This is a genomic window from Lentisphaera araneosa HTCC2155, from assembly GCF_000170755.1.
In the GTDB taxonomy this organism is placed as follows: domain Bacteria; phylum Verrucomicrobiota; class Lentisphaeria; order Lentisphaerales; family Lentisphaeraceae; genus Lentisphaera; species Lentisphaera araneosa.
In genome coordinates this window covers 93,738-107,100 of the sequence record NZ_ABCK01000009.1, presented here as the reverse complement: position 1 = coordinate 107,100, position 13,363 = coordinate 93,738, and the positions used below count along the sequence as shown (strand labels likewise).

9 protein-coding genes are annotated in these 13,363 nt (G+C 38.8%); 4 read left to right on the top strand and 5 right to left on the bottom strand.

Annotated features, from left to right (window positions below):
• Nucleotides 1-3 precede the first annotated feature (3 nt).
• Nucleotides 4-1,020 carry a cobyric acid synthase gene (locus tag LNTAR_RS10940; protein WP_007278764.1) on the top strand — a complete coding sequence of 339 codons (1,017 nt, stop codon included), beginning with the start codon at nt 4-6 and terminating at the stop codon, nt 1,018-1,020.
• Nucleotides 1,013-1,414, top strand: a complete 402-nt coding sequence (locus LNTAR_RS28215; RefSeq protein WP_202944945.1) for a cobyric acid synthase — start codon at nt 1,013-1,015, stop codon at nt 1,412-1,414. Before LNTAR_RS10940 ends, LNTAR_RS28215 begins: the two co-directional genes overlap by 8 nt.
• A gap of 1 nt (nt 1,415) precedes the next feature.
• On the opposite strand, the gene LNTAR_RS10930 is transcribed toward LNTAR_RS28215, so the two are convergent.
• The 3 genes from LNTAR_RS10930 to LNTAR_RS27175 all read right to left on the bottom strand — a co-directional run bounded on the left by LNTAR_RS10930 (nt 1,416) and on the right by LNTAR_RS27175 (nt 4,485).
• Nucleotides 1,416-2,678: an NAD(P)/FAD-dependent oxidoreductase gene (locus LNTAR_RS10930; RefSeq protein ID WP_007278762.1), complete on the bottom strand. Its 1,263-nt coding sequence runs from the start codon at nt 2,676-2,678 to the stop codon at nt 1,416-1,418.
• Between the two features lie 899 nt (nt 2,679-3,577).
• Entirely contained in the window at nt 3,578-4,192 is a 615-nt protein-coding gene (locus LNTAR_RS10925) for a recombinase family protein (protein ID WP_007278760.1), read from the bottom strand.
• 125 nt (nt 4,193-4,317) lie between these two features.
• On the bottom strand, nt 4,318-4,485 hold the full coding sequence (locus LNTAR_RS27175) for a hypothetical protein (RefSeq protein ID WP_007278759.1): 168 nt from the start codon (nt 4,483-4,485) through the stop codon (nt 4,318-4,320).
• Nucleotides 4,486-4,683: 198 nt separating this feature from the next.
• Between LNTAR_RS27175 and LNTAR_RS10920 the strand changes: the two genes are divergently transcribed.
• Together LNTAR_RS10920 and LNTAR_RS27170 are read left to right on the top strand one after the other, a co-directional pair.
• The gene (locus LNTAR_RS10920; protein ID WP_007278758.1) at nt 4,684-4,956 is read left to right on the top strand and encodes a helix-turn-helix domain-containing protein; all 273 of its coding nucleotides are present in this window, start codon (nt 4,684-4,686) and stop codon (nt 4,954-4,956) included.
• Complete coding sequence (locus tag LNTAR_RS27170) at nt 4,946-5,089, top strand: hypothetical protein (RefSeq protein WP_007278757.1); 144 nt, start codon at nt 4,946-4,948, stop codon at nt 5,087-5,089. The genes LNTAR_RS10920 and LNTAR_RS27170 overlap by 11 nt, the downstream gene beginning before the upstream one ends.
• A gap of 550 nt (nt 5,090-5,639) precedes the next feature.
• Here the strand turns inward: LNTAR_RS27170 and LNTAR_RS10915 are convergent.
• Both LNTAR_RS10915 and LNTAR_RS10910 read right to left on the bottom strand, forming a co-directional pair.
• On the bottom strand, nt 5,640-6,047 hold the full coding sequence (locus LNTAR_RS10915) for a hypothetical protein (protein WP_007278756.1): 408 nt from the start codon (nt 6,045-6,047) through the stop codon (nt 5,640-5,642).
• Nucleotides 6,047-13,009 (bottom strand): RHS repeat-associated core domain-containing protein, encoded by a 6,963-nt coding sequence (locus LNTAR_RS10910; protein ID WP_007278755.1) that lies wholly within the window; start codon nt 13,007-13,009, stop codon nt 6,047-6,049. Before LNTAR_RS10910 ends, LNTAR_RS10915 begins: the two co-directional genes overlap by 1 nt.
• Nucleotides 13,010-13,363: the final 354 nt, after the last annotated feature.

The window sequence follows — 13,363 nt, the reverse complement described above, 5'->3', positions numbered from 1 at the left end:
AAAGTGAAAAACATCGCAATTCTTGGAACTGCTTCGGATGTGGGTAAAAGCCTATGTGCCGTAGCCCTTTGCCGTATTTTTAAGCGCAAAGGCTATGACGTGGCTCCTTTCAAAGCTCAAAACATGTCCAACAACAGCTTTGTGACCATCACAGGTGGAGAAATGGGACGAGCACAGGTTCTGCAAGCCGAGGCTGCGGGACAAGTCCCATCCGTCCATATGAACCCCGTACTCTTAAAACCTTCTGCAGATATCCGTGCCCAAGTTATTGTTCAAGGAAAAGTTTTGGGCAACAGAGATGCTGGTGACTACTTTAACGATACCTCAAAAATTCGTACCCAGGCTTACGAAAGCTTAAATCACCTGCAGAATAAACATGAATTGATCATTATTGAGGGCGCAGGATCCTGTGCTGAACTCAACTTACGTGATCGCGACTTTGTCAACTTTGACACCGCCCATGAAGCCGATGCGGATGTCTATTTAATTGCCGATATTAATCGCGGTGGCGTTTTTGCTCAAATTATTGGCACTATGGAGATTTTGCCTCCCAAAGATCGCCTTCGTGTCAAAGGTTTCATTATCAATCAGTTCAGAGGCGACATCAGCTTATTCCAAGACGGTATTAAACTCATTGAAGAGCATTGTCAGCTTCCCGTGCTTGGCGTCATCCCCTACCTTCACCGACTCGACTTAGATTGTGAAGATAGTTTAAGCCCTGAAATCAGTATCGACCCGAATGAACAATTTGAAAGCAATAAAGTCAAAATCGCCATCTTACTCTTCCCTCACTTATCAAATTTTAGTGACTTCCAAGTTCTCGATAATGATCCCTCCCTACAAGTACACTACTTAAGCAAGGTCACTGATTTAAGTCCTTATGATTTAGTCATTCTTCCTGGCTCCAAAAATGTCCCCCGCGACCTTCATTATGCCGCCAAATGGAAAACCCAACTACAAAAATTTTCAGGACAAATTTTCGCTATATGTGTGCATGCAAATCTCGTGAAGTATCGATGATCCCCACGGAATTGAATCAACGGACCATCGCGAACATCAAGGACTCAACTTAATCCCGCTCAAAACGGTCTTGCAAAAAGATAAAATCACTCAACAAAATTCTTTTGTCGAAAATCATTTCAATTGTGAAGTCAGTGGCTACGAAATCCATCATGGCCTGAGCACACACACTAAAGATAAGCTAAATTATTTTTGCGAGAGCAGCAAGGATGGCATCATATATAAAAACACCATCGGAACCTATCTTCATGGCGTCTTAGATTCTCCCCAATTTCGCCAGGCCCTCTTTAAAAAATTTAAAAGTGGTTACCAAGTGCCAAAACGAGAACAAGATCCCATTGACCGCATTGCTGATCATTTCGAGAAACATTTGGACATGAATCAATTTCGCTAAATTAATCGTCGTCCGAATAGAAACGCCATTTTTTGCCGATGATTAAGCGGGCGCCACGATGAAAACTTAAGTATGACCACGTCCATTGAACAAAGACAAAGAAGCGGTTTTTAAAGCCACTCAGATAAAGAATATGAATAAATAGCCAAGCTAACCAAGCAATAAAGCCCTCAAGTTTAATCTTACCCGCTTGAGCAATCGCTGAGCTCCTTCCAATCGTGGCCATTTTCCCCTTATCCACATACTTAAAGCCCCCAATATCCTTGCCTTTCTCGCGAGCCACTAAGAGCTTCGCTAAATATCGCCCTTGTTGCATGGCAACGGGTGCCATGCCCGGAAGAGGACGTCCATCTTTACCTGTAAAATTGGCTTGATCGCCAGCCACAAAGATATAGGGAAACTGCTTCATGCTTAGGTCTTCTTCGATGGGGACTCGCCCAGCTCTATCTAATTCTACGGGTAGACTTTTACCTAAACGGCTCGCTTCCACTCCTGCCGCCCATAAAACCGTGCTTGTTTGAATCGTTTCATCACCCAATTTAACGCATTGATCATCAATATGAGTTACTGCTTGACCAAGGCGAACATCAACACCCAATTTGACTAAGTCACTTTGCGCTCGCTGTGATTGATCTTCATCAAATGCCGCCAAAATCCTCGGCCCAGCCTCAATTAAGAGCACGCGTGTTTTACTCACATCCAACTGACTAAACTCATCACCAAGTGTATAGCGATTCATCTCGCCAATTGCCCCGGCGAGCTCCACACCAGTTGGTCCAGCACCCACAATAACAAAGGTAAGATGCTTGCTCATTTCAAGATCGTTTTCAGTCTTTTCAGCTTTTTCAAAAGCCATAAAAACGCGACGGCGAATCTCAGTGGCTTGATTGATTGTTTTTAAGCCCGGCGCATATTTCTCCCACTCATTGTGGCCAAAATACGAATGTCGAGCCCCACAAGCCATGATCAAGAGATCAAAATCATATTCACCTGCTTTACAAATAACTTTCTTGTCTTCTGGATCAATTTTTTTCGCATAATCCATTACGACTTTGATATTCTTATATTTTTTCAAGATCGTTCGAATAGGAGCCGCAATATCTGCGGGACTTAAGCCCGCCATCGCAACTTGATACAATAAAGGTTGAAATAAATGATGATTACGTCGGTCGATTAAAGTGACGTCAAAGCCTTCTTTATTACCTAGATTACGCGCGGCGTTAATCCCCGCAAAACCGCCTCCAATTATGACGACTTTTTTCATTTCCTTCATTTCCTCTTTAGGTATTCACAAAATTAAAATATGATTAATATTAAAGTATTTTATACCGTCAATGAATCTGTTCCAAGCCTCATTCAAAAATACCTGTTAAATATTTAACAGGTTCATGAAAACAAGAAAATTTGCACTAAAAAATTCTAGTGCTTTAACACTCGTCACTCAAAGTTCTTGTCTGAAAAGGGGAGGAATTACTGTGTTCGAAGAGATTCTCCGTACAGCTTATTAAGCCTCATAATGGTTTATGTAGATTTTTTTGACTACTTGTAAACAAGGGGCACAACAAACATCTATTTTGACCCCATAAACACAGAAAAAGAGTCCCGTTTCGAGACTCTTTTCGCTCAGCCCTTTTTGAAGGCCTGTCCTTTAATTTCTTTGTTAGTTGCTTAAACTAAAAAGAAAAAAGTATCTCGGTTTTTAGTCGAAATACTTTTTTTGTGGGTTGGTGATTTGGTGGTTAGTTATTGGGATTTAAAATCACCTGTCCCTGTTTTCTTCTTTTCTGTAAGTTATTGAATGAATTTATCTTCCACTGATTTTTTACTTTTCTGAGAAAGGCTCGCCCAAATTAAGTCGCTAAAATCAGCCATATAAATTATTCATAAGTCATTGAAAACAAATAGATAACACAATTTTTAAACTTTTCTGGGACAGCAAATCCTTATCGAGATGAAAAGGAAAATGCTAAAGCATCATGAAGAACAATTATATATAGATAAGTTGATTATGGGGTTAGCTAGCTAATCGAGAATAAGGATAATTATTCATTTATTGTTTATACTTATAGTTGGGGGATTTTTAAAACCATTAAATCTGTATTGAGCGTTTTAATATATTGTGGAAATATGCACCTATAAGCGATTTTCTTTGTACGTCCAGAGCTAACTTGTTAGCTCTGTTTTAATGAATAAATGCAACCCTGTAGGATTCTTAAGTTCTAATTCGGGAAGATGAGTAAGGGCAATTTTACGAACTGAAACACCTTTCTTTAAAAGCTTCTGTATTCTCTTTTTAAAAGGAAGATACTTTGAATTCCCTTTAGGTCTACCAAGTACCACACCTGCTTCTTTTCGTGCTTGAAGTGATGATTTTACACGTTCTGAAAGCAATGACCTTTCAATTGAACTAAATAAAGCAAACATTGTAATCATGACTTGTGATTGAATATCATTTTGTTTAATGTCCATATTTTGCTTTATAAAAATAACACGAACCTCTTTAGCTATAAGAGCGTTTACAATATCAATAACCTCGCTAGTTGATCTGCCCAAACGAGAAATCTCAGAACAGACTAAAATGTCATTTTTCTCAAGGCGTTCTAATAGTTCATCGATACGACGATCTTTATTATTTTTACGTGAGGAAATTTCAACTTCGATAGTTTGATCAATGCGAAAACCATTCTCTTCTGCATACTTCTTAATTTCGGAAGCTTGGTTCTTAGTTGTTTGTCTTCCGTCGTTAGTACTAATTCTGAGATACTGATAAACTTCCATGATAAATTTCCTTTATTGATTATACCCAACCAATATATACATTTAATGATAATCCAAACGTTTTCATGTACAATGTACGCAAAAATATTTGTTTTAATGTATTGGTTACCAATATTTTATGTGTTTTATCGACTCTTTTTATCAGAAGCTGACTTAAGTGCTCTGTTCATATCAGAACGTAATTGATTAAGTTTCGCCTTATTAGTATTTTTCTTGGAATCTAACTCTTTATTTTTCTTTCTCAGAACACGAGCCTTGTCATTATACTTTTGTCTTATTTGTCTTGAGTTCATTTTTATAATCCTTTTAGAAATATTTATCAAATTTCACAAAAAATAAAAAACTTACTCCGATTAGTTAGACTGCATTCACACATACACTCGCTAACTCCAAGCCCAATAAGATTTAACTTAGGTCTAAATCTCTCCATACTTCCCGAAAAATCCGTATTAGTTTTATAAATACCTATAACTAAATGAAAAGGTATAAAGATGGATAATACACCTAATGATAACCAATACAGGCATCTACTCACGTTACGTGAGACGGCACAATTCCTTAGAGTCAATATTAAGACAGTTCGCAAATATATAAAAGAAGATAGATTGGAATGCCTACGTGTAAGCCCTAAGAAAATCTATGTCAGTTGGGCACAGTTAAATAAATTCCTAAGATCATGCTTAGCTGAGTACGAGAAGGAAGACTTAAAGAAGGAACTTGATCGGATCACAAAAAATTGTAAGAGGAAGAAAGATGACCGATGAAGATTGGGCTGACGCCAAAGATATTCTTGAGCAACAAAAGAAAATCATCCTAAGCCTGATGGAGAATCACCACCTTGATAATCTTATCAATCTTGATTTCGATATTGATCTTGATGAAGAGGATGAAGGTTAGTTTTAAGAACCCCTAGTGCGGGGTTCTTTTTTGTTTATTCCTGTTAAAGTATATCATACTCATTTACTCTCAACGGAGCTTGGCGACTCCAACCAATATCATTGGTTCTCACCAATCCAAATTGGAATCTAGTATTTGGTTAATCATGATTTAAAGCCTTTATTAGTCGCTCATTCTTCACCCAGACTACTTGGTTCACGAGCAATACACTAAATCAATCCTATCGAGGTTTAAACCTCTTCTCTCAAATGCAAAACGGATGAGAACTTTTGATTCAGTCTCATCCGTTTTTTAGGGTATGGGTTAGGTAAAAACACAAAAGATTTACAAGCCCTTTTTCTTAAACAAATCACCCACTATCAGTAATAAAACCACCACTTGTATCGCCAGTAGAAAAACAAACATATTCACTCCCTCTTTAACTCAAGAATGAATACGATTCTGCTAAGGGCTACCTGTTGCGAATTGAGGGGGAATTTGGGTTATTTTACAAGAAAAAACGGATGAGAACTTTTAAGGGTTTCATCCGTTTTTAAGATAATTAATGCAATTAGTTGCCCAAAGCTTTTCTAAGAAGTTTTTCTACTCTAATAAATCCATCTACATACATAGTTTTTATTTTTTTCATATCTTCCGAATTTGCTTTTCTAACTATCTTATCCTCTAACCAAACATCATCAGCAATAATTCTAAGAGTCTTATCTATATCATCTTCTTGGGATATTCCTGTATCAACAATTTTCCATCCTCTCTTAGCAAATTTAGATGCCGCTGTAAACAATGTGAATATCTCATCCCCATTTTGCCATGAATCATTTTCATTCTTAAATGGACCTCGAAATTCAATTTGCATTATTTCTTCAAAAATATTTGATACAAAAATTACTCGACCAATAACAAATTGACCATCTAAGGGGATGGCAATTAAATCACCTGCTTTTGCTATTACTTTTGGCATTATAAATCTACTCTTGCTTTATTAAGTTTTTTAATCATGTCATTTAGAAGTTCGGGTGAAACTGCATTTTGATACTGGGTTGCATTACGGTTCATTGGTGAAAAGGATCTAATTCTATTTAGAAGGTTAGTAGTAGGATTAACTGATTCTGCACCACCATATCTACCAATAAGAGTATTTTCAAGACCTTTCGCTTGGGCTTTAGTTAAATCATTATTTCGCAAAACTACTCCACGATACTCACCTAAACGATCTGACGATGCGTGTTTTTTCAACCTTACAGGTGCATCTCCTCTACCGATATAACGAACATCACCAACATCATCAATTAAAGCATAAAGCCCTTGACCTGTTTGTTTATTATAGGTTTTTCCAGACTTTAACATACCACCAAAATTAGGAGTAATAGTTCCAGAAACCACACTTAAACCTAAACTTGCCATAGCTACCAATTTATCAGAAGTCGTACTATCATTTGCGCCTAAGACTCTTAGGTCTTGATATTCACCCAATATTGGTGTCACTGAAGCCACCGTTTTAGCAGCACCTATGCCAAAGCGCCCCCAATCACTCTGTTTACCTCCATGATATGCGAAGTTTTTAACTTGAGTGTTGCTCTTTAATAAGAGGCTATGCTGTTTATTAAAAAACTGATTACTACTCTCTCCTGAAAAGTAACCATCCCACTCTGCTTTAACATCAGTATGGATTCCCGAAAGGTTGCCCTGTGTGGTAGGTTCGGGGGTTTTATATATATTTATTTTTAATGGGCTTATTTGTTCTGCTCCATTAAATTGTGCATATGTTATTTCCCCTTCATAATTTTGAGAAATTGCTATACCCGTTAATGATTGATAGTCATATACACTAGCATTTTCAGTGTCTAAAACTCTTACATTTCCATTCCAATCTGATTGTAGAATCGACCCCGATTCACTAACTACAGTATTATTGTAATAAAGTTCTCTTTTTCCAGTATTAGTATTAAATTTACGATACCTACCATCGGGTCCTAAACCTATACCTTGATCCTCAAACATAGACATTGGTGTAACCTTACCAGTACTCCAATCAAAATTACCTTCACCTCTGCTATTGAGATTAAGAGCCTGTAAACCCCAAGGGTCGATGAAGTTAATTGGATTGTTTTTCACGTAGGCGTAGAGGTTGAGGCCGTCGACGAATCCTGCTGGGTCAACTTGCATAAAACGGCCGATTTCAGCTGAGTACATACGGTTACGGTAATGCCAGAGGCCTGATTCAGAGTCGTATTCACGCCCTGTGTAACCGGCAGTAATGCCGTATGCGGAGTTGGCAATTTCTTGGCCAGTTTGATTATAGATTGTGCGGATGCCAAAAGAAGTGTAGGAATAGGATTCGAGTAGGTTGCCAGTCTCATCTGTAATAGCTACGACTGAATTTGAACTATCGCGAAGGTAATGAAGTTCTTGATCTTGGTTAATAATTTCTGTTGTGAGGATTTCGTCCATCCTGGCACCGTAGGTGTGCAAACGCTCTAAGGAGCCATTTTTATATTCTTCTAAAAGTTCTGATTGGAAGTAATGATACTCGATGGTGTGGGATGCAGTCGTTTTTGAAATACGGCGATTTAGGGCATCGTAGGTATAGTTTGCTATAGTGGTGGAGTTATCTTGGCTGCGAACTTCGATAAGGCGGTCATTCCAGTCGTAAACATAGTTATATTTACCATCATAGGTGATATTGCCATTAGTCTTTGCACTATCTGACGAGCCAGGCTGGTGACCATCGTAGCCTAAGTGGTTGTATTGATTGGCGTTATTGGCGCTACGGTTTTCGTGGGCTCCGTTGTGATTGGTGGAGGTCCAGTTGCCGTTAGCGTCGTAAGTCCAGTTATGGTTATAGTTTGAGCGAGAGTCCGCGATGATACGCTCGAGTGCATCGTACTGTAATGTGCGGGTATTATTTTCCGTTGGTGTCGCTAAGTGCTGTGAGGTGAGGTTAGCTTGACCATCGTAGGTCATATTTGTGGAACTATAGATGCTCTGATTGGAGTTATTTGAATAGGAATAACTTGCTAGTAGACCACGGTTATCATAGGACAAGCTTTGTTCGAGACCATTGGCCATTGTTGTATGGGTGCGACTGTGGCGGGCATTGTAGGTGTAATCTACTAATGCTTTACTGGTGTTGTCGAATTCTTCTATACTTGAGATAAGGCCTGAGTTCGTATGTTGGTATTCCAATGTTTTACCGGACTGGTATTGTAGCATACTGATTTGACTACGTTGATTATAGATTGCCATGGTGGTGCGATTGGCAGGGTCTGTTTCCATGACTAAATCATCGAATATATTGTAGATCATTTCTACTTGATCGTAGGTATTTTGGTCATGCTCTTTAGCTGTGGTCATCCTCGAAAAGTTATCGTAGGTAAAGGACTGCTTGAGGCTCACATTTGTTAAGCTTGGGCCAGCTTTCACTTCTTTCTGGCGAGCCATGGCATCGTAGTTATAGACAATGTAGGAGCCGTCACGTTTTCTAATGTTATCGATAAGGCCTGTACGATTGTTATAAGTAAACTGTTTGAGTTTATTATTGCCATCGTATTCTTTAATTCTACGGTTGAGCGAGTCATAGGCAAATTTATAGCGATAAGTGGATGAATTGGATCCTTGGTAATCGGAGGTGTGTGCTAATATATTGCCATTATCATCGTAGAAGTTTTTAGTGAACTTGTACTGAGCTGTGCCCACTGCTTCGTAGGTGAATTGGAGACGTGAACGGTCGTCATAGGCGTACATAGTAACAGTGCCATTGTAGTCTGTTTCTTTGGTGAGGTTGCCGCGGGCGTCGTATTCGTAATAGCGGGTGAATTGGCCAAGGGTTTGGGAAGTGGTGAGTCCACGATTATTATAGGTAAAGGTGGTGGTGATGCCTTCGGCATCGGTTTGAGTAATGAGTTGTCCTTTGGCGTCGTATTCAAAGAACATTGAATTGCCATCTGGGTCAATTTCTTCAACTTTACGGCCAATGACATCGTAAACATAGACGGTCTGGCTAGCTTCGGCATCTTCTGTGGAAGTTACTTGACCCAATGCGTTGTAGTGGGTGTAGGTTATACGATCAAGATCCATATCATCGCCACGCTGTATGGTCTGAATAGGTCTATTGAGTTCATCGAAGATAAAATCTGTAACTTGATTTTTGCTTGGGTCATTTTTGAAGTGTTTGATGATTTTTACAATATTGCCGTTATGATCGTATTGGCTTTCGGTGCATGTTTGTTCGGATGTACCGTAGGCTTGGTATAGATGTGTTTGTCGACCAAAGTTATCGTAGAGGTATTTGCTATGCTGGCCCGCGGCTAGATTGGCGGAATTGGAATAGTAGTTATTATCGCCTGTTCTAATGGCCGTAAAGACGTCGGTTAACTGACCGCGTTTGTTGTATAGAGAACGGGTTTCTGTGCCATCGGGGTTTCTTTCTAATGTTTTTTGCCCAAAAGCATTGTACTCGAACTGCGTTGTATTGCCGTTTAAGTCTGTGGTGGACTTAAGGCGGTTCATATTGTCATAATCCCATGTCAATATACCTGCTAGTTGGGAGTTATTTGAGGTAATGGTTGCGTTTGAATTAATGTAATAATTGTCAACTTTTGGTAGGGTTTTACTGATCAGTTGATTATCTGGGCCGTGGGTATGTTCGACGGCATTTCCAAGTGGATCAATATTTAGTGCCACACGTCCTAAGCCATCGAATACAGTTGAGGCGCTGATAATTTGATCATCTTGACCATAAACTGAGTCACTAAAAATGCTGGAAGTCTGCTGATTATGGGCATTGTAGGTATAGTAGATCAAATGCTTGTTTTGGTCAGTGTAAGCGATGAGGTTACCATTGGGATCGAAATCAAAGTGCTCTGTATGCGAGAGTGCGTTGATGGAGCTTACTCTCTCGTGACGGGAGTTATACTGAAACTTAGTCAAGTTGCCGAGTGGGTCGACTGCTGAAGTGAGGTTGCCATGTGAGTCGTAATTGAATTTTTGGACATAGTCCAGGGTGTCAATTTTTGAGAGCATTTTACCTCTTGAGTTATAGGTATAATACTCTGTAAAAGCCTCATCATCGTTGTAGAATGTTCCATTGGGGTCGGTTTTACTTATGAGCTGATTTTTTTCATTGTAAGTGAAATTGGTGACGATGGCGTTTGTAGGGGAGCTCTGATTATAGAGGCGCTGCTGAATTTTATTTGAGTTGGCATCGTAGACGTTTTCTTGCACTAAACCTAGTGGGTCTATGGTCTGGGCCAGTCGTCCTATAGCATCGTAGACGTAAGTGGTCATGCGTTGGTCACTGGCTCCATAGTTGAGGGTCTGAGCAACTTTGCGATTAAGGGCATCGTAATCAAAGTGCGTACGCGTGTCATCTGGAAGAATGATGTCGGTCAAATTTATACCGTCATTGTATTGATAGCTTGTGGTCTTATCTCCGTGAGTAGTCATGGATATTTTACGATTATCGGCATCGTAGGTGTAGGTGGTTTCTTGAGTAAAGAACTTTTGTGAAGAAGTGCTCTGTGCCTCCATAGTATCGCGGTAGTATTTGGTTTCGGACAGCAGGTTGCCATTGGAGTCGTATTGGTAGATGAGCCTAGTTTGACTGGGGAGTAGTTTTTCGATTAGGCGTTCGGCGCCATCGTATTTGAATTCGGTCCGATTGCCGTTTTTATCGATGGCTGCAGTTTTAAGGCCACGGGCATTGTACTCGTATTTCACTTCAAAGTTCAGTGGGTCTTTTATGGATGCGATCTTCTGACCTACAACAAGGTCCCTGGCTGGAAAATATGAGTAAGTTGTTGTATTGCCTAGAGTATCGCTTGTGGTACTCGGCTTATCTAAGCTATTATACGTGTATGTTTGTGTAGAATCATCAGGGTATTTAATGGATAAAAGTTTATCAGAATTTGAGTAAGTATAGGTGGTTTCATTGGATAAAGGGTCTTTCTGCCATGTTTTCAATCCACGTGCGTTGTAAGTCAAATCTGTCACATAATTTTTAGCATCTATTAGCTTATCGACATAAAGGCCATTGGAGTCATAGATCGTCGTTTGCTGATGACCTAAAGCATTGGTCACTATTTCAAGCTTGTTGGTGGTGGCATTATAAGTATAAAAAGTCGGATTGCCTATGGCATCTGTTTGATTGAGTAATTGACCCGTTGAAGCACTATAATTAAACGACTGATGAGGTGGAATGAGGTTGGCTGCTATACCGCTTTCAGGATTGGTGGGGTTTGTCGAAAAGTTATTTACAAAGACCCCATAGGAGGATGCCTTGAAGGGGCCGTAAACTGCTTTGGGTTTATGCCAGTTTAGGTCATAGACATAAATGGTTTTTATGCCTAAAGGGGTGGTTTTTGAAGTCAGGTTATTGTGGCTATCGTAGGTATAGGACCATAAATTACTGTTGCCGTCTTTTTTGGTGAGTAAATTATGTTGATCATCATATGTAAATGTATTAAAGGTAAAGTCTCTAAATTCTTCGTAGAGGACATCATTTTTTTCACTATAAATGATTTTGGCATAATAATCTTCTTCATTCCATGTCTCTGTGTAACGATTGATTGGACTATATTTGAAGTGAAATTTATCTCCCTGTGAATTTTGATGCCATGCAACTTTGTCGTTTTGATAATATTTTATATCCAAATAATCTCCGTTAGGAAGAGTCATTTTGGTCATGTTATAATCATTATCAACATTGTCTTGATTAGTTAAATATTCGTAAGCAGTTTTTCTTCCTTGACTATCTGTATAGGATGTTAATGCTCCCTCGGAGTAGGTGTATTTAAATTGCCTTTCTGCACAGTCAATAACAGTAGTTACTTTATTTGGATTATTGGTATCTTCATATAGAAAAGTAATTTCACGACCTATTTGATCCTCATAAGAAGTTAAATTATAATCATCGTCATAATTAAATACAATGAAATCGCCGGTTGGATTTTCTTTTTTGATTAAATAACCATCAATATCAAAAATTAACTTGCGATTATTTTTGTATCTCACTTCAAGGGTGTCACTCTTTTCTGTGAACTCAAACTTACTACCTGGCGGCAGCACAAATTGCCCATTTTGATCTCTTTCAATTATATGTGACACTCTCTCTTCATCAAAAAATATGAACCCGTCTACACTGTAAAAAACTGTCTCTGAATGATTCCATGCCCATCCATAGCCAAAGGGTCCATCGTATGTAATTCTACTATGGTAATTACGGTTTAGTGCTAATGGAGAAAATCTTCCCGGTATGACAAAATCTGGGTTCCATTCGGTATAAAATTCACCTGTCACAAGATTAACTGGATCGCCAGCAGCATGTACTCTAGCATTTGCCAAATCTTTGTTCACCAGATTAATTTCTGAATTAGAGTTTGTACCCTGCTTAATTACTGTTTCATGTGCCTCTACTGAAAAATCATTATTGGTTTGTTGAACATGTGGTATATAATCGACAAAATCAATTTCTTGTACCTTAACATTTTCTCTAGGAAGTTCTGGTCCTATGGCTCCCTCTGAACCAGCGCCATTATTTGGTAAGCCAATTGAATTTATAGAAAATGATTGGGTATAGCTTCCTCCATTAAAACCCGACAAAGCATAAACTGACATTCCGTTTCGAGCTATACGTGTAAGGGGTACTTCTAAATCGTAATTTGGGATTTTGTCAAAAATCCAATCGATAGATTGAGAGTCATATTTTAAATAACCATCTAAACGAAGAAGAGCTTTAAGTTCGTCTTTTGTTTGAATGGAGCCTTTGCTTATTGTGATAATAGGTACAGATCTGGAAACTCTTGAATAATCGGCCTCGTCACTGAGAACACCGTCAACTGTAACAACATTGCTTTCCACATTGGTGATGAGAAACTTAGTTCCATCAATTTTTATATAATCGCCTGTAAATAATTCTTTTGACACATTCTTGTTTACAGAGAGTTTGTTGGATTCAATTTTAGTGAACTTATAGCTATTTATGTCAACGTCGGCTTCGTTAGCAGTTTGCAGAGCTCTGACCGTTGATGAGCTAGAGGTATTTAATACATCTTCAATTGCCGTTGCTTCGTATAATGATGAAAAATTACCTTTTATTTTAGTTAAAAAATTCTTATTATTACTACTTTGGGGCGTTTAGAATCATATTGCTCAGATTCAAACGCGGCGTGATCATAAAATATATAACCCCAGATTACCCCCGCCATCAATAGATGGTAGACAGGGTACATTTCGATTTTGTGATGAAGTGGTGGTCTGATTCGACTAAAAAAGCCACAA

What these genes read in the sequence shown, in the direction of transcription:
- LNTAR_RS10930 (WP_007278762.1), bottom strand. Translation starts at nt 2,678, where the DNA reads ATGAAAAAAGTCGTCATAATTGGAGGCGGTTTTGCGGGGATTAACGCC.
- LNTAR_RS27170 (WP_007278757.1), top strand. Translation starts at nt 4,946, where the DNA reads ATGACCGATGAAGATTGGGCTGACGCCAAAGATATTCTTGAGCAACAA.
- LNTAR_RS10915 (WP_007278756.1), bottom strand. Translation starts at nt 6,047, where the DNA reads ATGCCAAAAGTAATAGCAAAAGCAGGTGATTTAATTGCCATCCCCTTA.
- LNTAR_RS10920 (WP_007278758.1), top strand. Translation starts at nt 4,684, where the DNA reads ATGGATAATACACCTAATGATAACCAATACAGGCATCTACTCACGTTA.
- LNTAR_RS10925 (WP_007278760.1), bottom strand. Translation starts at nt 4,192, where the DNA reads ATGGAAGTTTATCAGTATCTCAGAATTAGTACTAACGACGGAAGACAA.
- LNTAR_RS27175 (WP_007278759.1), bottom strand. Translation starts at nt 4,485, where the DNA reads ATGAACTCAAGACAAATAAGACAAAAGTATAATGACAAGGCTCGTGTT.